General features: G+C 71.6%; 18 protein-coding genes. 7 read left to right on the forward strand and 11 right to left on the reverse strand.

Features of this window, described 5'->3' with window-relative positions; translation table 11 throughout:
* Positions 1-6: 6 nt before the first annotated feature.
* The 5 genes from OF380_RS11880 to OF380_RS11900 all read right to left on the reverse strand — a co-directional run bounded on the left by OF380_RS11880 (position 7) and on the right by OF380_RS11900 (position 7,343).
* Complete coding sequence (locus OF380_RS11880; protein WP_264050961.1) at positions 7-801, reverse strand: WecB/TagA/CpsF family glycosyltransferase; 795 nt, start codon at positions 799-801, stop codon at positions 7-9.
* A 171-nt stretch (positions 802-972) separates the two neighbouring features.
* The gene (locus OF380_RS11885; RefSeq protein WP_264050962.1) at positions 973-2,451 is read right to left on the reverse strand and encodes a GumC family protein; all 1,479 of its coding nucleotides are present in this window, start codon (positions 2,449-2,451) and stop codon (positions 973-975) included.
* Positions 2,452-2,828: 377 nt separating this feature from the next.
* Positions 2,829-3,929, reverse strand: a complete 1,101-nt coding sequence (locus OF380_RS11890) for a glycosyltransferase (RefSeq protein ID WP_264050963.1) — start codon at positions 3,927-3,929, stop codon at positions 2,829-2,831.
* On the reverse strand, positions 3,926-6,037 hold the full coding sequence (locus OF380_RS11895) for a glycosyltransferase (protein ID WP_264050964.1): 2,112 nt from the start codon (positions 6,035-6,037) through the stop codon (positions 3,926-3,928). The genes OF380_RS11890 and OF380_RS11895 overlap by 4 nt, the downstream gene beginning before the upstream one ends.
* 241 nt (positions 6,038-6,278) lie before the next feature.
* Positions 6,279-7,343, reverse strand: coding sequence for an SDR family oxidoreductase (locus OF380_RS11900; protein WP_264050965.1), 1,065 nt, complete (start codon positions 7,341-7,343; stop codon positions 6,279-6,281).
* A 114-nt stretch (positions 7,344-7,457) separates the two neighbouring features.
* On the opposite strand from OF380_RS11900, the gene OF380_RS11905 reads away from it, so the two are divergent.
* Positions 7,458-7,835, forward strand: a complete 378-nt coding sequence (locus tag OF380_RS11905) for a winged helix-turn-helix transcriptional regulator (RefSeq protein ID WP_264050966.1) — start codon at positions 7,458-7,460, stop codon at positions 7,833-7,835.
* A gap of 44 nt (positions 7,836-7,879) precedes the next feature.
* Here the strand turns inward: OF380_RS11905 and OF380_RS11910 are convergent, their stop codons facing one another.
* Together OF380_RS11910 and OF380_RS11915 are read right to left on the reverse strand one after the other, a co-directional pair.
* Positions 7,880-8,068: a hypothetical protein gene (locus OF380_RS11910; protein WP_264050967.1), complete on the reverse strand. Its 189-nt coding sequence runs from the start codon at positions 8,066-8,068 to the stop codon at positions 7,880-7,882.
* Positions 8,069-8,190: 122 nt separating this feature from the next.
* Positions 8,191-8,655, reverse strand: a complete 465-nt coding sequence (locus OF380_RS11915) for a hypothetical protein (RefSeq protein ID WP_264050968.1) — start codon at positions 8,653-8,655, stop codon at positions 8,191-8,193.
* Positions 8,656-9,028: 373 nt separating this feature from the next.
* Between OF380_RS11915 and OF380_RS11920 the strand changes: the two genes are divergently transcribed.
* Together OF380_RS11920 and OF380_RS11925 are read left to right on the forward strand one after the other, a co-directional pair.
* A complete protein-coding gene (locus tag OF380_RS11920) occupies positions 9,029-9,931 on the forward strand; it encodes an SMP-30/gluconolactonase/LRE family protein (protein WP_264050969.1) in 903 nt (300 codons plus the stop codon).
* 108 nt (positions 9,932-10,039) lie between these two features.
* Positions 10,040-10,993: a 2-hydroxyacid dehydrogenase gene (locus OF380_RS11925; RefSeq protein ID WP_264050970.1), complete on the forward strand. Its 954-nt coding sequence runs from the start codon at positions 10,040-10,042 to the stop codon at positions 10,991-10,993.
* Here the strand turns inward: OF380_RS11925 and OF380_RS11930 are convergent.
* Positions 10,990-11,886 carry a ketopantoate reductase family protein gene (locus OF380_RS11930; protein ID WP_264050971.1) on the reverse strand — a complete coding sequence of 299 codons (897 nt, stop codon included), beginning with the start codon at positions 11,884-11,886 and terminating at the stop codon, positions 10,990-10,992. The genes OF380_RS11925 and OF380_RS11930 overlap by 4 nt on opposite strands.
* Before the next feature lie 1,048 nt (positions 11,887-12,934).
* Here OF380_RS11930 and OF380_RS11935 point away from each other — a divergent pair.
* Positions 12,935-14,905: a right-handed parallel beta-helix repeat-containing protein gene (locus OF380_RS11935; RefSeq protein ID WP_264050972.1), complete on the forward strand. Its 1,971-nt coding sequence runs from the start codon at positions 12,935-12,937 to the stop codon at positions 14,903-14,905.
* 90 nt (positions 14,906-14,995) lie between these two features.
* On the opposite strand, the gene OF380_RS11940 is transcribed toward OF380_RS11935, so the two are convergent.
* Genes OF380_RS11940 through OF380_RS11950 form a run of 3 tightly spaced genes read right to left on the reverse strand, consistent with a single transcriptional unit; the run spans position 14,996 to position 17,284 of the window.
* Complete coding sequence (locus OF380_RS11940) at positions 14,996-16,162, reverse strand: glutathionylspermidine synthase family protein (protein WP_264050973.1); 1,167 nt, start codon at positions 16,160-16,162, stop codon at positions 14,996-14,998.
* Positions 16,162-16,878 (reverse strand): DUF1190 domain-containing protein, encoded by a 717-nt coding sequence (locus OF380_RS11945; RefSeq protein WP_264050974.1) that lies wholly within the window; start codon positions 16,876-16,878, stop codon positions 16,162-16,164. Before OF380_RS11945 ends, OF380_RS11940 begins: the two co-directional genes overlap by 1 nt.
* A 7-nt stretch (positions 16,879-16,885) precedes the next feature.
* A complete protein-coding gene (locus OF380_RS11950) occupies positions 16,886-17,284 on the reverse strand; it encodes a DUF350 domain-containing protein (RefSeq protein WP_264051301.1) in 399 nt (132 codons plus the stop codon).
* A 240-nt stretch (positions 17,285-17,524) separates the two neighbouring features.
* On the opposite strand from OF380_RS11950, the gene OF380_RS11955 reads away from it, so the two are divergent.
* Genes OF380_RS11955 through OF380_RS11965 form a run of 3 tightly spaced genes read left to right on the forward strand, consistent with a single transcriptional unit; the run spans position 17,525 to position 21,584 of the window.
* Entirely contained in the window at positions 17,525-18,907 is a 1,383-nt protein-coding gene (locus tag OF380_RS11955) for an SWIM zinc finger family protein (protein ID WP_264050975.1), read from the forward strand.
* Complete coding sequence (locus OF380_RS11960) at positions 18,907-20,487, forward strand: DUF5691 domain-containing protein (RefSeq protein ID WP_264050976.1); 1,581 nt, start codon at positions 18,907-18,909, stop codon at positions 20,485-20,487. The genes OF380_RS11955 and OF380_RS11960 overlap by 1 nt, the downstream gene beginning before the upstream one ends.
* The gene (locus OF380_RS11965) at positions 20,484-21,584 is read left to right on the forward strand and encodes an ATP-binding protein (RefSeq protein ID WP_264050977.1); all 1,101 of its coding nucleotides are present in this window, start codon (positions 20,484-20,486) and stop codon (positions 21,582-21,584) included. Before OF380_RS11960 ends, OF380_RS11965 begins: the two co-directional genes overlap by 4 nt.
* Positions 21,585-21,641: the final 57 nt, after the last annotated feature.

Genomic DNA, 21,641 nt, shown 5'->3' on the forward strand with positions numbered 1-21,641 from the left:
CCGCCCTCAGGACGAGCCGGGTGTGCCGCGTCGCGGCTCGCCGGTGACCACGGCCTTGCGCCGCCGGTCGCGCAGGGCCCTGAGCGCGATCCCCAACAGACGCCAGGAGCGCAGGAAGTAGCGGCCGAACAGCCGTCGCGGCGCGTGCAGGAACCGGAAGAACCATTCCATTCCGATGCGCTGCATGAAGAGGGGTGCGCGCGGCACGAGGCCGGCGGCGACGTTCAGGGCTTCCCCGACCGCAAGGACCACCGGCCCGCCCAGGGCCGCCCCCTGACGGGTGACCCAGATCTCGGAACGCGGCGCACCGACGCCGAGGACGAGCAGCGTGGTGCCGTGCCGGCGGATGGCCCCGGCGAGTTGCTCTCCGTAAGCCTCGTCTTCCTCGAAGCCGAAGGGCGGTACCGTTACGGCGACGGCGTCGCGCTCGAGGCCCGCCGCGACGAGGCGCTCGACGAAGTAGTCGCCGACCGCCGGGATCGCGCAGACGAGGAAGATCCGCTGTCCCGCGGGCCAGGGGGCGGCCATGGCGGCGGCGATGAGGTCGTGGCCGGTCACGCGCACCACCTCGCGGGCCCCACGCAGGCGCGCGAGCCAGACCAGGGGCATCCCGTCGAGGGTCCGGGCCACCGCCGCGTCATAGGCCTCGCGGAAGGCCGCGTTGTCCGCGAGCGTGACGACGTGGTCGAGGTTGGCGGTGACGATGAGGCGGGGCCGCGTCGGCGGATGCGCCGCGGCGAGGCGCAGGAGGTCGGCCGCGCGTCCCGGCGTGAAGGCGATGTCGAACAGGCGGATGCTCATGCGCGCCTCGCAGGCGAGGCGTTCCCATCCGGTGACATGACGCGGTGCCCTTCCGATCCCATGACGCTCCTGCCGCGGGGAATGACCCCGGTGGTACGGCAAAGGTTCCCTGGCCGATCCCATAGGCAGGGTCGGGTGGCAACACTCCGGGGCGGATTGTCCCGGGGACCGTCAGGCATCGAGGGCCCGGAAGCTGCGCGCGCCTTTTGCGCTGGTGGGGATCGGACGTGCGGGTGCACGCTGGTCGCGCCGGGACCCGAGCAGCAGTGCGAGGCCCGCCCCGAGGGCCAGGCCCACCACCAGGGCGAGAGGCAGGACTACCTTCGGCGACGGCGGCCAGGTCCGCAGGCGCGGCGGCGTCGCCGAGGAGATCACCCGCACGTTGGAGCTGTTCAGGCGCTCCTGCTCGTTGGTCTCGCGCGAGCGCCGCAGGAAGGTCTCGTAGACCGAGCGGCGCGATTCGACCTCGCGCTCGAGTTCGCGCAGGCCGACATTGGCGCGGTCGTTTCCGGCCGTCTCCACCTTGGCGCGGTCCAGGCTGCGCTGCACGGCGGCCTCGCTGGCGACCGCCCGGTCGTAATCCTTCTGCGAGGTCTCGATGATCCGCTCCTTCTCGCGCTGGATCAGGCGCTGGAGGTCGCGCTGCTGGGCGTACTGCTCGGCCATGGCGGGGTGGCGCTCGCCGAGCCGGGCCGCGAGTTCGGCGGTGTTGCGCGAGAGGCCGGCATATTGCTGCCGCAGGTTCTGCATCTCCAGGGATTGCAGCATCTCGGGCAGGGCGGTGCCGGCCTCCCCGGCCCGCATGCGCCGGGCCTGTTCGAGCCGGGACCGTGCCTCGGCGGTGCGCAGGTTGGCGGTGACGAGCTGCTGGTTGAGGTCGCTGAGCTGCTGGTCGCTGAGGAGGCGGCCGCTCGTCGTCACCAGCCGGTTCGTCTCGCGGTACTGCAGCACCTTGCGCTCGGACTCCTCCACCGCCTGGCGCAGGCCGGTGAGGCGGCCGGTCAGGGCGTCCGAGGCGCGCCGCGCCGCCTCACGGCGCGCGCCCGCCTCCTCGGCGAAGTAGGCATCGGCGATGGCGTTGGCGATCCGGGCGGATTTCTCCGGGTCCCAGGTCTGGACGTAGATGTCGATGACGAAGGTGCGCTCCGCCCGGCGCACGCCGAGCTTGAGGCGCAGGGTGTCGAGGGCGAGGTTCACGGGGTCCCGGCTCGCGGGCGGCGTCTCCATGCCGAGGAGGGCCTTCAGCCGGATGACCAGCGGGTTGGTCGAGGGCGGCGCGACGAATTCCTCGTCGGCGCTGAGGTCGAGGCGCTCCACCACCCGGCGCAGGACGCTGTCGGACTGGATCACCCGCGCCTGGCTCTCGGCGATGGAGACCCCGCTATCGGCCTGCGGCTGGCGGTTGCTGAGGTCGTTGGCGATGACGGGCAGGTCCGCCGGATCGACCAGGATCTGGGTGTTCGCCGTATAGGTCGGGCGCGCGAGGTTGAGCAGCACCACCGCGAGGATCACCGCGCCGAGGCCGCCGAGCAGGATGAAGGCGCTGCCCCGCCAGAGGCGCTGCAGGATCAGCCGGGCTTCGAGGCCGTCAGCCGAGCGCCGTTCCACGATGACCGGCTCGCCACTGACCCGGCTTCCGAAGTCGAACATCTGTGTCGTCTCCTGACTTGGCCGCCTTCAGCAATGGCTCATGGCCCTCCTGAATGCATCCGTCCCGATTCGCCTCACCCGCTGTGCCAGTTCAGGACGCGAGATCCCCGGAACGAGAGCGATGTCGTCACCTGCGCGATCTCCGTGCCAGGGACACGACCTGTCGCTGGAGATAGCCCGAATGCTTGAACCTGTCCCGTTCGTACCGGCGCTGATCTTGGCCGGTTCTTTTCCTGGCAGATGCTTTTCCTCGCACGCGCTGATTTTGGCATGACGATCGCGCGAAAGGGTAAATAGCCAGGATGCGGAGTGCTGAGAGGCCGTTTGCCGGCGCAATCGCCTGTGCACGGCGTGCGCGCCCCGCATCGCGCGTGCGGTCAGGTAGCAGCGACGACCGCATTCGGTGCCTCCGTATAAACCAAGGGCCCAATCCGGAGAAAGCGGGCGAAGCGCGCCGCATCGGCCGCCGCGAGATCGTTCCAGCGCCGGACGTTGTCCCGCGAGGCGGCGCGTGCGGCCGCGAAGGCGGGGCTGCCGGCCCAAGCCCGTATCGCGTCCGCTGCGCCGGCGGGATCCACCGGATCGATGAACAGGCCGGAGGCGCCGAGCACCTCCGAGAAGACGGGCCCCGCCGGGGCGACGATGGGCAGGCCGCCATGCTGCGCCTCGAGCAGCGGCAGGCCGAGCCCCTCCGCCTTCGAGGTCGACAGGAGGAGGTGGCAGCGCCCGGCGAGGTGGCGCAGGGCCGCGTCGTCGAGGTAGCCGTGCAGGGTCAGGAAGGGTGGCGGCGCGTCGAGGAAGGCGTGGCGCCCCCAGCCGACCCGCCCGACGATGTGCAGTTCCGCCCGCATTCCGGCGGCGTTGAGGGCCGCCACGATGGCGATGGCGGACGGATAATCCTTGCGCGGCTCGATCGTACCGATGGCGAGCAGGCGCAGGGGCTCCCCCGCCACCGGCGCCGGTGGCGGAGACAATCCGGCGAGGCCGAACACGTCGTGCACCGGCGGCCGCAGCAGGGCGACGAGGGCCTGACGCGCGCAGAGTGCCCGCACCGCGGAGCCGGTGGTGCGGGAATTCACCAGGAAGCGGCGCCCGAAGCGCATCGCGAAGGCGAAGCTCGGCGCCATGTAGAGCCGGGTCTTCCAGCTGAGATCCTCCGGGCGCGTCAGCAGGAAGGTATCGTGGATGTAGGCGATGCAGCGGTCCCGCAGCAGAAGCGTCGCCAGCGGGCCCGGCGGAAAGCCGGGAAAGATCGCCAGCGCCGTCGGATCGGCGAGCGCGCGAAGCGGCAATTCGACCTGCTGGCTCAGCATCAGGCCCGGCAGGTTCGCCGAGCGGATCGCGACGACCGGATGGGGACGCAACGTCTCCGCGCCGAAGAGATCGACCGTTACCCGCTCGATGCCGGTGATGTGGTCGCGCAGGTGGGTGTGGTCGACGTAGAGGCGCACCGGTTCGGCGCGGTGTGCGGCCGTCATCGCGAACCTCGCCGCATCCAGGCCCCGAGACGGACACCGGCATAGAGCCCCCGGCGCAGCCAGAGCGGCATGCCGCGGCCCAGCACGGCCTGCTTGATCCGGCGTGCCGTGCGGATCGCGGCCGGTGAGGGAGCGGGCACGGTGCCGCTGCGGCCGGGCGCTCGCTCCCGCGCCATGGCGAACTGCCCGAGCATCTCGGGCGCGAAGCGGATGCGCCCCGTGCCGGCACTCGGCGGCAGGAGGCCGTCCGCCACGAGGGCATCGTTGAGCCGCATCAGGGCCGCCGCGTGGCTGCTCCGCGCCTCCGCCGCGACCCGGCCGAGGGCGCCGAGGCGGTGCCGCTCGGCGGCGTCGCGGATCAGGGCCCGCAACGCAGTCTCCAGGGCCTCGGGCTCCGGGTCGGTGAGGCGGCCCGAGACGCCGTCGATCACCGCCGTGGTCAGGCCGGTCGAGCGGTAGGCGACGGTCGGCGTGCCGCACAGGGCGGCTTCCACGGGCGTCTGGCCGAGCGTCTCGTTGCGGCTCGCGGTCACGTAGATGTCGCAGGCGCCGTACCAGCGCGCCAGGGTGTCCTCGTCGCCGATCGGCCCGGCCACCACGAGGCCGGCGAGGCCGAAGGCGGCGGGATCGTCCAGGCGGCCGACCGCGACGAACCCGATGCCCGGCCCCGCCACCCGCGCCAGGATCGCGGCGAGATCGGCCGCGCCCTTGCCCGGCGCATCGGCGATGACGGCCGCGAACATCACCAGGACCACATCCTGTGGAAGGCCGAGCGCGCGGCGCAGGGCGGCGCGGTCGCCCGGCCGGAACACGCCGGTCGGGAAGGCGAGGCCGATGCGCCCGATGCGGGCGCTCTCCGGTGCGAGGCGACGCGCGATCGCCTCCGTCCAGGCCGAATTCGCCAGGAGGAGCGGCGCGTGCGGGCCGGTGAGGACCGCGCGCTTGCCCGCATGAGCCGCCGCGATCCGGTCCGGGGCGAGCTGCGGATAGGCGGTGGGAGAGGGGCAGCCGGCATCGCAGCCTCGGGCAATCACCGGGCAATCGCCCGGGAAGGCGCAGCGGCCCGTGAGCGGAAACAGGTCGTGGAGGACGGCCGCGACGGGCGCGTGCCGCCCCAGGCGCTCGAGGATCCCGGTGCTCCGCGTGGCGCCGTGAAGGTTCCCCGCCAGGATCAGGTCGTAGCCCCTCGCCGCGACTGCCGCCTCGGCGCGCGGGACGTGCTCGGTCCATTCGGCCGCCGCCGCCGGGACCTCCGCCCCGAGGGTGAGGTGCGTCACCCGGTGTCCTCCAAGGACGAGGGCGTCGGCGAGGCGACGATGACCGATGCCGGCGCCGCCGGAATAACCCCGGTCCGTCAGCATCGCGACCGAAAGGCCGGGCGGCATCGGCGCGACGGTGTCCTCGAGGGTGTGCTGGAGCAGGACGGGACGCTCGACGCGGGCGAGCCGGGCCCCCCGACGGACGAGGTGCGGCCACAGAGCCGAGACCGGGGACGCGGCTTCGGGATCGAACCCGCCGGCGGCCTGGACGCAGGCGCGCGACAGCAGCATCTCACCCCCGGTGAACGGCGCGAGCGCCCCCTCCGGCGGCGCTTCCTCCCGCAGGAGGCCGGGCGGGGCCGCCGGGGCATCGAGGCCGAGGGGCTCTGCCCCGAAGACGAGGCGCAGGCCCGCGACGATGTCGGCACCGCTCAGCGCCGCCTCCAGCCCCAGGGCGGCGAGCGCGCCCGGCGCGAGCAGGTCGCCTGCCCGCAGGAGCATCACGGCGTCGGTTTCGGGATCGGCGAGGCCGTCCGCGAGCCGTGCGCCCGCATCGGTGTCCCGGTGGACGAGGTCGCAGCGCAGGTCGCGATAGCCCTGGGCCTCGACGGAGGCGCGGGTGGCGGCCAGACCCCGGGTTCGCGGGTCGCCGAGGATGAAGATACGGATGCGGGGCCAGACCCGGTCCCCGGGCAGCGCCCAGGCGTTCGCCACAATGGCCGGCGCCCCGAAGGGCCAATCGGCGACGCCGTGCGCCGCCGGGCCGAAGGCGACGGCCTCCGGCTCCGGATCGGCCATCGCGGGGGAAGCCTCGAGCCGGTTCGTCACGCTGCGTCGATCACCCGCCATGCTCCTCCCGCCGGAACGTGTCCGGGAGTATGGCTGCCGAGGACTGAATCTTCGATGAGTCGGAATCCTCGAATGGGCGCCATGACTGCGAGGGGAACCGCTTCGGTCTCGCGGGCGAGGCCGTCCTCGCGCCGGTCGAGGCCGTCCCGGAAGTGTCCGCGCGCCGCGAGGGGCTCGGCATGCGGGGGGCGCTCCGCCCGAACGCGGACCACCCCCACGACGCGATGATGGCGGGGCGCGCTTACGGAATGATCCGCTCGGCCCGCAGGCGCGTGAACAGGTCGAAGAACGAATCGTCGCTCGCCTGGTAATCGAGGAAGCCGAGGCGCCGGCTCTTGCTCATGTCGGTGACGACCTCGATGGGCCGGCCGAGATCGGCATCCGTGTGCCAGGCCGAGGCGAGGCGTCCGAGGTCGCTCTCCTTCAATGTCTCTCGGGCGGCGATCTCGCTCCAGAGCTGCGCGGCGCCGTCCATCTGCTGCTCCAGGGGCTGGGGCGCGCCATCGAAGGGGGCGGCCTCGATGCCGAACCATTCGGCGATCCGGCCCCACATCCAGCTCCAGCGGAAGACGTCGCCGTTGACGATGTTGAAGGCCTCGTTGCGGGCGGCCGGGGTGGTCGCGGCCCAGGCCAGCTGGCGCGCCAGGATGCGGGCGTCAGTCACGTCGGTCAGCCCGTTCCACTGCGCGGCTGAGCCGGGGAAGCGGAAGGGGCGGCCGGTCTCGCGGCAGAGGGTGGCGTAGGTGGCGAGCGTCACGCCCATGTTCATGGCGTTGCCGAGCGCGTAGCCGATGATGGTGTGGGGCCGGTGCACGCTCCAGCCGAAGCCGTCCCGCGCGGCGGCGGCGAAGACCGCGTCCTCCTGTGCATAGTAGAAGTTCTCGACATCGAGCCGTCCCTGCGATTCGCGGAACGGAGTCTCGGGCAGGGTCCCCTTTCCGTAGGCCTCGAAGGGTCCGAGGTAGTGCTTGAGGCCGGTGACCAGCGCCACGTGCTCGACGCCGCCGTTCGGCCGCAGTGCGTCGAGGAGGTTGCGCACCATCGCGCCATTGACCCGGATGTTCTCGGCCTCGGTCTCCTGGCGCAGCCAGGTGGTGATGAAGACGTGGCTCGGTCGCAGATCCGTCAGGGCGCTCGCGAGGCTCGCCGGATCCAGGAGGTCGGCGGCCACCGGCGTGATGCCGGGCAGGTCGGCCGGAGGACGCCGCGCGAGGCCGGCGACCTCCCAGCCTTCCGAGACGAGGTGCTGCGCCAGGTTGTTGCCGACGATGCCGCTGACGCCGGCGATGAGTGCGGTCCTGCCCATGCGGGCCTCCTTGACTGAGGTTGCGTCGTCTTGATCCGTCGGGGAGCTATGCAGACGGTGGCGGCCCTGCCAGACGGCACCGTTCGGGGACATAGGCACCAAAGGGTAACCGGCATGGAGCGGCATGGGACGGAGGAAGAATGGCGGGAGGATTGCGCCCCGCGCCGGGTGCTCGAACTCTTCGCGACCAAGTGGACCAGCATGGTGCTGCACACCCTGAAGGCCCGCCACGGCGGCAGCGCCCGCACCGGGGTGCTCCAGCGCAGCCTGCCCGGCATCTCGAAGAAGATGCTCACGCAGACCCTGCGCGACATGGAGGCGAGCGGCCTCGTCACCCGGCACGTGGCCGGCACGGTGCCACCGGCGGTGGCCTACCACCTGACCCCGCTCGGCGAGCGCTTCGTCGAGCCAGTGGAGATGCTCTACGGCTGGGGACGCGCGAATGCCGACGCCCTCGACGCCTTGAAATCCCGTCCGACCTCCCGCCGCTGAACAGGGCCTCGCCGCCGGAACGGCGACCCTGCGCGTGCGTCCGGTCAGGCCTCGCTGCCCTGAGGCCGAGGCGGTGCTTCGTAGCCGCCGGTCTCCGGGGGTTTGTCCGATTTCGGGTAGGGGGAGGCCGGCGCGTGGGGGCCCCCGACCGCGGCCTCCATCTCGGCTTTGTCGGCCTGCCGCGCCTGCGGTGTGCCGGCGGGTTCGGGTGTCCGGTTCTGCTCGGTGCTCAAAGCGCCCTCCTGCCTGTTTCATCAGGGGAAGAAGCACCAGTTCTTCCGGTTCCCTTCGTGCGTCCGCTTCCCTTGCGTTCCCCGTTCCCCGGCGGCGCGGGCCGCCGGGACGGATCGATGCCTCAGAAGGTGGGCAGGCAGGCGGACCGGTCGGTGTGAAGCACGATGTCGCCCTGTCGCGGGTTGTTCAGTGCGAACGGCCGGGTCGTCTCGTAGGGCGCGAAGCCGCGCCCCAGTTCGTTGGCGAAGAAATCGTGGCCGAACTCGAAGTAGCAGCGGTCCAGGACCGCCTGGTAGCCGAAGGTTTCCTGTACCACCGGGGCGCCGAGGGCGGCGGGATCGCCGCGCAGGCCGGGCCGTCCGCAATAGCCGGCGAGATTGAGCGTGCCCGGGCGCGAGAGGCGGATCGACCGCGAGCCGCCGGGCCGGACGCTGAAGGACGGGCCGCCATCCTGAGAGGCGACCAGCACCAGCGGCGAGCGGTTGTGGACGGTGCGGACGCAATCGGCGGCGGCACCGGCCGCTCCCATCAGCAGCGAGGCCGCGCAGAGGGCGCCTCCGAACAGCAACCGCGTCGAACCAGACATGCGAATCTCCAAGGCGTCACCGGACGGGCCACGGCATGGGTGTGGCCGGGGCCGGCGGCGCGGATGCGCCGTCCGCTCGGCAACGCCCGACACCCCGATCGGTGCCGGATGCCCGCGACGCTTCCGCCGACGTGATGAATCGCCCCGTCCCGAAGCCGCCGTGGCCCCGTGTCAGGCGCTGTCCCGCCGGCGATCGGGACACGGGGTCGGTCCCGACGCTTCAGGAACATGAGCCGACGGAGCGCTTTGCACCAGGTCGGATGCCGTCTCGGCGTACGGCACCGCGTTCACGACAAAGGCTCGGAACGGCTTCCCATCGCAACGCGCGGGAACGGCTCCAGCCGCCCCTGAACATCGTTCCGGATCGCGCCGCATGCCAGAGACCGCCATTTCCCTCCTCGATGCGCCCCGCTGTCACCTCGGCGAGGGGCCCAGCTACGACCCGGCGACGGATACCGCCTGGTGGGTCGACATCCTGGAGCGGCGCCTGTTCGAGGCGCCCCTGGCGGGGGGCGCCGTCCGGGTGCATGCCCTGCCGGTGATGGCGAGCGCGGTGGCGGCGGTGGACGCGGACCGGCAGTTGCTGGCGGCGGAGGACGGCCTCTACCTGCGCGGCCTCGCGGACGGACAGCTCACGCGGTTCTGTCCACTGGAAGCCGAGGAGGCCGGCACACGCTCCAATGACGGCCGGGTCCATCCGAGCGGCGCCCTCTGGATCAGCACGATGGGGCGGGCGGCCGAGCCGCAGCGCGGCGCGATCTACCACGTCGCCGGAACGCGCGTGACGCGCCTCTACGGTGGCCTGACCATTCCGAACGCGATCTGCTTCGCCCCGGATGGGGCGACCGGGTACTTCGCCGACACCGACAGGGGCCTGCTGAACCGCGTCGCCCTCGATCCCCGCACCGGCCTGCCGACCGGGGAGCCGGCCACCCTCTACGACCATCGCGGAGGGGAGGGCGGCCTCGACGGTGCCACCGTCGATACCGAGGGCCGGATCTGGTGCGCGCGCTGGGGCGCGTCCTGCGTCGACGCCTACGGGCCGGACGGCGCGCGCCTCCGCACCGTGCGGGTGCCGGTGTCGCGCCCGAGCTGCCCGACCTTCGCCGGACCCGGCCTCGACCGCCTCCTCGTCACCAGCGCCTACGAGGGCATGACCCCGGCGGAGCGCGCCGCCGACCCGGAGCACGGGCGCACGCTCCTGGTGGATCTCGGGCGCCTCGTGGATTTCGACGTGCGCGGCCTACGGGCGCCGGCCTTCCGCGTTTCGGCCTGAGCGCCGGAGCCACGGCTCTCCTCACGGGCCGAAACTTCGGCGTCCGGGTCTGATAGGGATCGTACGTCGCGGCCCGGCCCGGTGCCGTCCCACAGGGAGCCGACCCGCATGCCATCCCCCATCCTGCTGGTCACCAGCCTGGAGCCCGCCGAGGAGGCGGCCTGGCGCGCCGCCCTCGTCGAGGCCATGCCCGGGGAAACGCTCCTGGGGGCCACAGAGTCGGGACACGTTGAATCCGGGGCCGCGCCTTCCGCCGAGATCGCGATCGTCGCCAATCCGCCCCCCGGCGCGCTGGCGGGACTGCCGGCCCTGCGCTGGGTCCACAGCCTCTGGGCGGGGGTGGACCGCCTGGTCCTCGACGAAACCCTGCCGCCGGTACCGGTCGTGCGCCTCGTCGATCCGGCACTCGCCGGCGCCATGGCGGAGGCAGTGGCCGCCGCCGTCCTGCACCTGCACCGCGACCTTCCCCGCTACGCCGAGCAGCAGCGCCAGGGCCTGTGGCGCCAGCACGCGGTGCGCCCGGCGCGTGAGCGGCACGTGACCCTCCTGGGGATGGGTGAGATGGGGAGCGCTGCGGCAAAGCTGCTGCAGGCCATCGGTTTCACGGTCCAGGGCTGGAGCCGCTCCGGCACGGCACGGGACGGTGTTCCCGTCCTGTCCGGTCCGGAGAGCTGGGCGCGGGCGCTCGCCTGCACCGACATCCTCGTCAACCTTCTGCCCCTGACCGTCGAGACGCGGGGGCTCCTCGATCGGGAGGCCTTCGCGCGCCTGCCCCGGGGCGCTGCCCTGGTGAATTACGGGCGGGGCGCGCACGTGGTCGAGGGCGACCTGATCGAGGCCCTGGATGCGGGCGTCCTGAGTCACGCCATCCTCGACGTGTTCGAGACCGAGCCCCTGCCGCGCGGCCACCGGCTGTGGTCGCATCCCGGCGTGACGATCCTGCCCCACGTCGCCGCGCCGACGACGCTTGCCTCGGCCGCCGCCATCGTCGCGGCGACCGTGCGCGCGTTCCGCGAGACCGGGCGGGTGCCGGCCGGCATCGACCGCGCGCGGGGATATTAGCCGCGCGTCCCCGACTCGGCCGCCCGCACGAGCGTGTGGAGCACCCGGTTCACCGGAGTCGCCACGCCTGTCGCGGCGCCCTGGCGGAGGATGAACCCGTTCAGGTGGTCGATCTCGCTCGGCTTGCCCCGGGCGAGATCCTGCGCCGTCGAGGAGAACTGCTCCGGCATGGCGGTGGCCAGGGCGAGAACGCGGCTGAGGATGTCGGCGGGGAGCGCGATCCCCGACGCCTCCGCCACCGCGGCGCATTCGGCCACCACGTCCGCCATTACGTCGGCGATGCCCGCCACCCCCAGCATGCGCCCGTAGGGCAGGCGCGTGAGGGCCGAGAGCGCGTTGTAGGCGCAGTTCATGACGAGCTTGCCCCAGAGCGCCTCGAGGGCGTTCGACGACACCGTCGTGGGAATGCCGGCGGCGGTGAAGGCGACGGCGATCCGGTCACTCGCGGGGCCGGGACCGATCACGAGGTCGCCGCGCCCGTGGTGCTTGACGTGGCCCGGTCCCGCCATCTCGGTGGCGACGTAGACCGCCACCGGCACCACCGGCCGGCCGATGACGACGCCCAGACGCTCGGCGTTGTCGACACCGTTTTGGAGGCTCAGCACCGTCGCGTCGGCGTCGAGGTGCGGGGCGATGCCCCGCCCGACCGCCTCGGTGTCCCCCGACTTCACGCAGACCAGCACGCAGGCGGCCCCGGCGACGCCCCCGGCCTCCGTCGTAGCCCCCATCGGCACGAACCCGCTCCACGCCTCGGCCTCGAGGTGCAGGCCCCGGGCGCGCACCGCCGCCACGTGCGCCCCGCGCCCGATCAGGGTGACGGGCAGGCCCGCCCGCGCCAGCAGGGCGCCGTAGTAGCACCCCACCGCGCCGGCTCCCATGATGGCGATCCGCATCCGACCCTGCTCCCCGCGACGGTGTCCCGGGTCATGCGTTAGACCCCGGCCGGCGTCCGTGCCAGCGGTTCCGCCGGACGGAATTCCAAGCCTGTTCCTCCGCGACCGATCCCGTCGCGGGTCCGGTGGTTCGAGCCGCTCGCCTCGGACCCTATAGTGATCAAATGTTAGAAACCGGCGCGCTGGGTACAGTCGTCGGGTCGTCGACGAACAGGCCAAGGCCAAGCTTGACCGGTATTCGGAGGATCAGCTTCGACCTTCGGGCTGCGCCCCCGCAGTGTCTCTGCTTCTCGACAAATCGAACCGGCAGCGGGTCATTGCCTTCGGCAGAACAGCGGCGCACGTGCGACGTATCGAAGACATGGCTGTCAATAAGTCAGATATCGCGATTTCTCTTAAAACTCGAAGATGACGCCTAAGTATTGATAGATGTCATACTTCGGCCTGCCACATTCATGACACATTGTTTTGTGTCTTTTGTATAGTAATCACAGGTCAGAGGAGGATTATATACACAAAATAGAATTCCTAATCATAGGATATCAGTCTGTAAAACCTTCAAATGTTTATGATCATCTTGTGCGATTGGAACACTCGGATTCTCCGGTGATCTGACGGGCTCGGCCGAGCCCGTCACGGTGCTGCGCGAAACGCTCCGTGACCCGCAAGGCCCGATCCAGGCGTCGGAAGGCGCGGCTTCGTCCGAGGCTGTGTCCGTTCCCCCTCGCACCTCCTCCCGCCTCACGTGGACCTGACTTCTCGAGCAACGCAACCGTCGTGCGGAAGACCTGTGCCTGTCGTGCGCCGGTCACCGTCCCCTCTACACAGCATCGTCTCCAAGTCGACGTGACGTCGTAGGCCGCCCATCGCGGCATCGACGGGTGCTGCGTCGTGGAAACTCGGGCCCATGAGATCGCTATCAAGGTCGACTTGAGATCCCGATCAAGGTCGAGCCGCGTCCGTCTTCGTTCGCGGGACGATCCAGCGTTCGGTCAAGACGACGATCCTTCCATCACAGCAGAATAACGATCAAGAAAGTTCAACACGCATGGCTCAATACGGTGTCACCGCTGCGCAGAAGCCCCCGGGCTCCATCGAACTCGCGGTCGGTGCGAATTATCAGCAGATCGTCAACCAGGCTCCGACCGGATCCACGTTCTGGTTCGCCGCCGGCACGCACCGGGAGGTGACAATCCAGCCCAAGGACGGAGACGTGTTCATCGGCGCTCCCGGCGCCGTGCTGAACGGGTCGGAGCTCGTCACGTCCTTCACCAAGTCCGGGTCGGCCTGGGTCATCGGTGGACAGACGCAGGAAGGCGTTCGTAACCTGACGGACCACGCGGCCCCCGGCGCCCAGCGCGGCGGCTACCCGGAGACCGTCTTCTTCGACGACAAGCCCCTGAAGCCGGTCGACGCGCTCTCGAAGCTGACGGCGGGATCGTTCTACTTCGATTATGCAGCCGACAAGATCTATCTCGGCAGTGACCCGACCGGGCACAAGGTCGAGACCGGACAGAGCGCGGTCGCCTTCAACGGCACCGCCAACAACGTGACCATCTCCAATCTCACGGTGGAGAAGTACAACACGCCGGCGCAGTTCTCGGCCATCGACGGTGGCAGCGGCCAGGGCTGGACCATCCAGAACAACGAGATCCGCCTCATCTACGGCGTCGGCGCGAATGTCGGCACCAACGGCAAGATCATCGGCAATTACGTCCACGACAACGGCGAGATGGGGCTCGACGGCGGCGGCGCCAACATCGTCGTCCAGGGCAACGAACTCGCGCGCAACGGGTCCTGGTCGGGGATCGACATGAGCTGGGAGGGCGGCGGCTCCAAGTTCACCGAGACCACCAACCTCCTGGTCAAGGACAATTACTCCCACGACAATGCCGGAAACGGTCTCTGGACGGACATCAACAACTACAAGGCGACCTACGACGGTAACCTCGTGGTGCACAACGCGCTCGGCGGCATCAGCCACGAGATCAGCTACGATGCCGTGATCAAGAACAACGTCCTGATCGGCAACGGCTACAACAGCATCGGCGGCGGCACCCCCGGCAACCCCGCCTGGCTCTGGGGCGGCCAGATCCAGGTCCACAACTCCCCGAACGTCGAGGTCTTCGGCAACTACGTCGATTCCACCAATGCCGGCAACGGGATCAGCCTGATCGAGGAGGATCGCGGCTCGGGCAATCGCGGCGCCTACCTGATCCGGAACGAGAACATCCACGACAACGTCATCGTGAACGGCGCGGGCAACGGCCTGAACGGGGGCGAGAGCAACATCAACAACGCCGCCTACATCAACGGCGGCAGCATCTGGAACAAGAACGCCTTCCACACGGCCGACGGGCATTTCGACTGGGGTGATGCCTCGACCACCTACGCCCAGTTCGAGGCGGCCACCACCGGCACGAACACGATGGGGTCGGCCGGCTCCGCCCCGGCGGCCCCGGACCTCAGCCACTGGATGCCGGGCACCTCAGGCGGCACGCTCCCTGTCCCCACCCCTACTCCGACGCCGACACCCGTGCCCACCACGCCGGTGCCGGTTCCCACGACGCCGGCCCCCGTGCCCGGTGCCGAGATCCGGGGCGACGCCCGCGCCAACACCCTGAACGGCACCGCGAACAGCGAGACGATCTCGGGGCTCGCCGGGAACGACATCCTCGACGGGAAGGGTGGCAACGACACCCTCCTCGGCGGCGACGGCAACGACCGCCTCACCGGAGGAGCCGGGAACGACGTGCTGACGGGCGGTGCCGGAAACGATCAGTTCCTCTTCGGCAACAACTTCGGCAAAGACAAGATCCTGGATTTCTACGCCGAAGGACGAGGAACCAGCCACGACGTGCTGACCTTCAGCCGCGACGTCTTCCAGAGCTATGCCGATGTCATGGCCCACACCGCCACCGTGGGAAATGACACCGTGGTAACGCACGGGGCCGACCAGCTCACCATCGTGGATACGGTCAAGAGCGAGCTCCACACCGACCACTTCCTGTTCGTCTAGGCTCCGCACCGACCAGGCCCCGGGCGCGGCGGGTCGATGGACCCGACGCGCCCGGGACACTCTGATCCACTGGGCGGCACCGATCTCCGGTCAGGCGTCGATCAGGTGGGGCAGGAAGCGCGCCCGGTCCGTGGTGATGAGGCCGTCCGCCTCGCGCAGGCAGAGGCCGGCCGGTGCGTCGCCCACGATCCAGCTGCCCACGAGGGCGCGGCGCCCGTCGAAGCCGGGCAGTTCGGCCAGGGCCTGTCGCACATGCCCCTCCGCGCCGTAGGGGCCTTCGCAGCGTTCCGCCACCGCGCCGTCGCGCACGATGAGGACGTTGGCGCCCTCCCGCGCGTAGAGCGGCTTCTTCACGAAGCTTCGGCCGAGCACGGCCTTGGCGGGGTCGTCCTCGAAGAAGGTCGGCAGGAGGTTCGGGTGGCCCGGCGCCATCGCCCAGAGATGGGCGAGCAACCCCTTGTTGGAGAGCACGGCCTTCCAGGGCGGCTCGAGGAAGCGGGTGGGGGTGGCGCCGACCGCGCGCCCGAACGGATCGGTGAACATCCACTCCCACGGGTAGAGCTTGAACAGGCAGGCGATCGGCTGTCGGGCCTCGTCCACGAAGCGGCCGTCCGGGGCGAGGCCGATCGACTCCACGGGCAGGAAGGGGGCGCGGGCGCTGGCCTGGACGGCGCAATCCTGCAGGTAGGCCAGCGTGCCGCGATCCTCCGGCGCGTCGGCGAAGCCCGCGAAGGTGATGCCCTGCGGCGGGGCGATCTCGGCGAGGCGCGCGATCAGCCGTTCGTGCAGCGCGTTGAACTGGTCGGAGCCCCCCGGCAATCGGCCCCGGGCCAGCCCATCCTCCAGCCACAGCCACTGGAACACTGCGCTCTCGTAGAGGGCGGTCGGGGTATCGGCGTTGTATTCGAGGAGCTTGGCCGGTCCGGTCCCGGTCCCGCCGTAGCTGAGGTCGAGGCGCCCGTAGAGGCTGGGGTCGCGCCGTCGCCAGCTCGCCCGGATCGCGTCCCACGCATGCTCGGGGATGCGCAGCGAAGCGAGGATTCGTTCATCCGCCACCGCCCGGTCGGCGAAGGCGAGGCAGAGCGCGTGGAGCGCCCGGCTCGGCTCCTCGAGGTCGTCCTCGATCTCCGCGAGGCTGAAGGCGTAATAGGCGCTCTCGTCCCAGTAGGGCGCGTCGTCGAAGGTGTGGAAGCGAAAGCCGGCCCGGGCCGCGTGGTCGCCCCAATCGGGCCGCTCGGGAAGGGCGACGCGGCGCATCAGCCGCCTCCGGAGCCGGAATGCCCGCCCGAGAAGGCCGTCGCCCGCCCCGTCCCGCCGAAGCCGCCCCGGCTGATCGTGCCGGCCGCCACCATGCGCGGGGCGGTGGCGGTGGTGCGGGCGACCGAGGACGGAACGGAGACGCGCGAGGCGCCGCCCGCATAGGCGACCCGGCCGCCCGTGCCGGTACAGTAGCCGCCCGCGTGCCCGCCCGCGTATCCTCCCGTGTCGCCTTCCGCCTCGGCCTCCGGGGCGTGTGCGTAGAGCGGCTGAACCGGGATATCCCCGTCCTCCGTCCGCCCCATCATGTAGGCGGCCATCACCGGCAGGTAGTGCCCGCGCGCGGCCTCCGTCACGTCTGCGCCGGGGAGGCATCCGCCCTTCCCGTGGTGGCGCGCGCACGTGGCCTCGGTGTCGTAGCGCGGCGCGGTCGCGGCGTAGCGCTCCCGCGCGGTGCTCTCAGCGTCGGTGCAGGCCGCGATGCTGCGCAGCCCTTCGGCGATGCAGGCCCCGAGCGTCCCGTACACGAGGGCGTCGTCCTCCCGCTGCGCCGGGTCGATGCGTCCGAGGGCGAGGGCGGCGGCGCCCGCTCCCGCCACGAGCACCAGCGAGACGGTGACAGAGCGCTTGGTGCGACGCCGCGGCTGCGCCGCTTCGGGAGGGCTTCCGGCTGGATTGGCCGCGGCAGGATCGGCAGGGGGAGCGGTTCCGGTCAACCGGGCCTCAATAGGTCATCGCGGCGGCGTTCAGGACGCCGCCCGCCAGGGAGGCCGCGCCGAGCAGGATCGCGGCCGCCGCCCGGTCCTCCTCGATCCGCCGCGACAGGTCCGGCACCGCGAGGCGGACCAGCCAATAGATCGCGATCTGCACCACGAGGGCGACGAGGCCCCAGATCAGGCAGTCGAGCAGGGAGCCAGCGTTGTAGATCGCCACGGCGAGCGGCAGGGTGAAGCCGAGCAGGCTGCCGCCGAGCGCGATCGCAGCCGCCGTCACGTCCCGCCGGATCAGCGCGACCTCGTTATGCGCCGTGGCGAGGGTGTAGGTCAGCAGGTACAGGCCGACCAGTCCCGCCGCCGTGCCGAGGTAGATCAGGAAGTCCGGCAGGCCCGCGATCGATGTCATCACGCGGCGTGAACCCATGTGACAAGAGCCGGCGAAACATAAGGCCGGTCTAGCACGGCGAGCCCAGAGGCTCGTGAGGCATTTGCGAGAAGGATCACGCTCAACCGGTAAGTCTACTTCGAATCGGGATGGAGAAAGAATAGCATCGGGCGAGCTTCGTCAAGCTTGCCTGAGCAGAATAAGTTGCTAGCCTGGGCTTCCACCACATTCGATCAACGGACTATCGGGTCGTCCCGACGCATGACTCTGACGAGCGCACAGATCCTCGACCTCGCCCCCGATGCGGCGAGCCGCAAGGCGGGCCAGGACCAGGCCAAGCCGGCGAAGTGGAGCGGCACCGGCCGGGCCGGGACGATGATCTGGGGCGAGATCAAGGGCAGCGGCGCCAGCCCCTACCGCACCGTCGCGGATCCGGCCGGCCCGGCCTCGAAATGCACCTGCCCGAGCCGCAAGTTCCCCTGCAAGCATGCGCTCGGGCTGATGCTGGTCGATGCGGCCGCAACGCTCGCCGAGGCCACGGCCCCCGACTGGGTCGAGGCGTGGGCGAAAGGCCGCGAGAGTCGTGCCACGGCCGCCGAGACCCGGGCGCGCGAGCCGGCCAAGCCCGTCGACGAGCGCGCGCAGGCCAAGCGCCGCCAGGCCCGGGAGGAGAAGGTCGCGGCGGCGCTGGACGAGCTCGACCTCTGGCTGCGCGACCTGATGCGGCGCGGCCTCGCCGGCGCCCGGAGCGAGCCCTACGCGTTCTGGGACCGCATGGCCGGGCGCCTCGTCGACGGGCAGGCGCCGGGCCTTGCCCGCCGGGTCCGGGCCCTGCCGGGCCTCGCGGCGGCGGCCCAGCCCGGCGCGCTCCGGCCCGAGGCGGCCCTCGGGCTTGGCCTCGGGCGCCTCGCCCTCCTGGTCCGGGCCGCGCGCCGCCTCGACCTCCTCGACCCCGAGCAGGCGGCGGGCGTACGCGCCGCGCTCGGCTCCCCCGTCGGCGCCGAGGAGATGGCGGTCCGGCCGGACCAGTCCGATGACTGGGCGGTGCTCGCCCACAGCGTCGAGGAGGAGGACAAGCTCACCGCCCGCTCGGTCTGGCTCGCCGGCCGCACCACGGGCGCCCTGGCCCAGGTGATCGATTACGGCACCGCCGGCGCGCCCCCACCGCCCGGTCCCATGCCCGGTCAGGACTTTCGCGGCGCGCTCGCCTTCCTGCCGGGCGACCCGCCCCTGCGCGCCGCGCTTCGGGAGGGCCGGGCCGAGACGGGTTCGTGGGACGCCCTGCCGGGCGGGGGAACCGTCGCGGCGGCGCGGGACGGCTTCGCGGCGGTCCTGGCCCGTGCGCCCTGGGCCGAGCGCTGGCCGGTGCGGCTCGCCGGTGTGCGCCTCGGTCGCCTCGCGGGGAGCGTCGGGGCGGGGGGCTTCGGAGCAGGGAGCTTCGGGGTGGGGGATGGGACCGGCTGCCTCGCCCTGCGGGCCGATTCCCATCTCCCGACACTGCTCGCGGTCTCCGCCGGCCGACCGGTCGACCTGTTCGGCCTCCATGACGGCCACGCCCTCGTCCCCCTCGCCGTGGTGGCGGGGGGCCAGCTTTTCGCGGTTCCGGCGCATGGTCCGCACGCGATCCTGCGCCGGGTCGCCTGATGACGGAGATCGAAACCCGCCCGACGGACGACGGCTGGGAGCCGGTCCTCGCCGCGGCCCTGCTGGGGGCCGAGCGCGCGCCGCCGGCCGCGCCCGGCCCCGTCGCGGACCTCGTCGCGGAGACCGATTCCGGCGGCGCGCTGCTGGCGCGGCTCGCCGCCCACGGCGCCCTGCACCGCGCCGGGACGGGGCTCGGGGCGGAGGCGCTGGTGCCCCTGCCGCCACGGGAGGTCTTCGGACCCGAATGCCCGCCCGCCGCGGCGACCCGGCTCCACGGCATCCTCGTGGGCGACTACGTCGTGCGCAAGCATCTGGCGGAGTGGTGCGAACTGGCCGCCGAAGCCGGGCTGCGCCCGCCCGCCTGGCTGCTCCCGGCGCTCGCCGCTCAGCGCAACACCCTGCCCGAGGCGATCGACCGGATCGCCGGCCCCGAGCTCGCCTGGCTCGCGCGCGTCTGCGGCGAGGCCCCCGCCACAGCGACCGAGGGGCCCGCCGACTGGACCGAAGGCACCCCGGGTGAGCGCCGCGCCGCTTTCGCGGCCTTCCGGGCCCGCGACCCGGAGCAGGCCCGCGCCGCCCTGGAGACTCGCTTCCGCAAGGAGAAGGCGGATCTGCGCGAAGCCCTGGTGTACGGGCTGGAGATCGGGCTGTCGGAGGCCGACGAGACCTTCCTCGAAGCCTGCCTCGACGACCGTGCCAGCGGCGTGCGCACGGCCGCGCAGCGCCTGCTGCCGCGCCTGCCCGGCTCGCGCTTCGCCGAGCGCATGGCGGAGCGGGCACGCGCGGCGCTCGCCATCGCGGGCGAAGGCGGCCCCGACGGCACGACGCCCACCCTCGTCGTCACCCTGCCGGAGGAAAGCCCCGCGCTCCTGCGCGACGGCGTGGAGGGGAACACCTGGAAGGTCCGGAACGGCGGCGCCCGGTCGGTGCTGCTGGAGGGCATCCTCGCGCGCACGCCGCTATCGGTCTTCGCCGAGCATCCACCCCGTCTCTGGATCGCGCTGGCGCTCGCCAGCGAGTGGTCGGAGCCGGTCCTCGACGGGCTCTCCAGCGCGGTCGGGCGCAGCCTCGACCCGGACTGGACGCAGGCGATGGCCGACGTGCTGGCCGAGGCCTACGCCGAAAAGCTCCCGGGCGTGCGCCGCACCAGCCAGCTCCTCGACCGCTGGGCACAGGCGCTCGATCTCCTGCCCGACGCGGCGTGGGAAGCGCGGGTCGCCGAACTGATCCGGGCCCGCCGGATCGAGGTGGTGACGACCATGCTCGCCCACGGGCCCGAGCGCTTCTCGGAGCCGTTCAGCGCCACGCTCCTCGATTGGCTCGCCCTGGTGAGCCGCGGCTCCGACAGCCTGCGTCAGACCCTGGCGAAGGGCTGGACCGTCGAGCGGCTCGGCGAACGGCTTTGGCCGAGCGCGGATGCGACGGCGGGTGCCGCCGCCATCCTGGCACATCTCGGCGAGGCGGAGGGCACTCGCCTGCGCAACCAGCTCACGGCGCTCGCCGAGACGCTGGCGCTCCGCGTGGCGATGCGCGGGGATTTCGAACCCGAGACCGGAACAGGGGAGGACGCCCGAGCATGACGTCGAGCAACGGACAGGAGACCGCGCGGCTGCGCGAGGCCGCCGAGGATGCCTTCGCGGAGGAGATCACGGCGCTGTCGGCGTCCGACGACCGGCCGCGCCCGCCGAACTGGCGGATGTCGCCGCAGGCCGTCGTCACCTACCTCATGGGCGGCACCCTCGAATCCGGGTTCGCCGTCACCCCGAAATACATCGGAGACCGGCGCCTGATGGAGGTCGCGGTGGCGACGCTGGCTACCGACCGCGCCCTGCTGCTGCTCGGCGTGCCCGGCACCGCCAAGAGCTGGGTCAGCGAGCATCTGGCGGCCGCGATCTGCGGCACCTCGCGGCTCATCGTGCAGGGCACGGCCGGCACCAGCGAGGAGGCGATCCGCTACGGCTGGAACTACGCGCTGCTGCTCGCCAAGGGGCCGAGCCGTGAGGCGGTGGTCGCCTCGCCGATCATGCGGGCCATGGAGGAGGGCCGCATCGCCCGCGTCGAGGAACTCACCCGCATCCCCTCCGAGACGCAGGACAGCTTCATCACCGTCCTGTCGGAGAAGACCCTGCCGATCCCGGAACTGAACGCGGAAGTCTCGGCCCGGAAGGGCTTCAACCTCATCGCGACCGCCAACAACCGGGACCGGGGCGTCAACGAATTGTCGAGCGCCCTCAAGCGCCGCTTCAACACCGTGGTGCTGCCGCCCCCCGCCACCATCGAGGCCGAGATCGCCATCGTCGAGAGCCGGGTGGCGGCCCTCGGGCGCGCCTTCGAGATTCCGGCCGAGCCGCCCGGCGCCGAGGAGATCCGCCGGGTCGTCACGATCTTCCGCGAATTGCGCGAGGGCATCACCGTGGACGGCAAGGCCCGGGTGAAGCAGCCCTCCGGCACGCTCTCGACGGCGGAGGCGATCAGCGTCGTCGGGAGCGGGTTGGCCCTCGCCGCCCATTTCGGCGACGGCCGCCTCAGCGCGCGGGACCTCGTCTCGGGGATCAATGGTGCCGTGGTGAAGGACCCGGTGCAGGACGCCATCGTCTGGCGGGAATACCTGGAGACGGTGGTCAAGGAGCGCGACGGCTGGAAGGACTTCTACAAGGCCGCCCGCGCGGGTGCCTGACGGTCCGCCACGCCCTTCCCGCTTCGTGGCGGGGGGATCGCGGAGCGGCCGGGAGCG

Origin of the sequence: Methylobacterium sp. FF17, from assembly GCF_025813715.1 — a bacterium.
GTDB lineage: Bacteria > Pseudomonadota > Alphaproteobacteria > Rhizobiales > Beijerinckiaceae > Methylobacterium > Methylobacterium flocculans.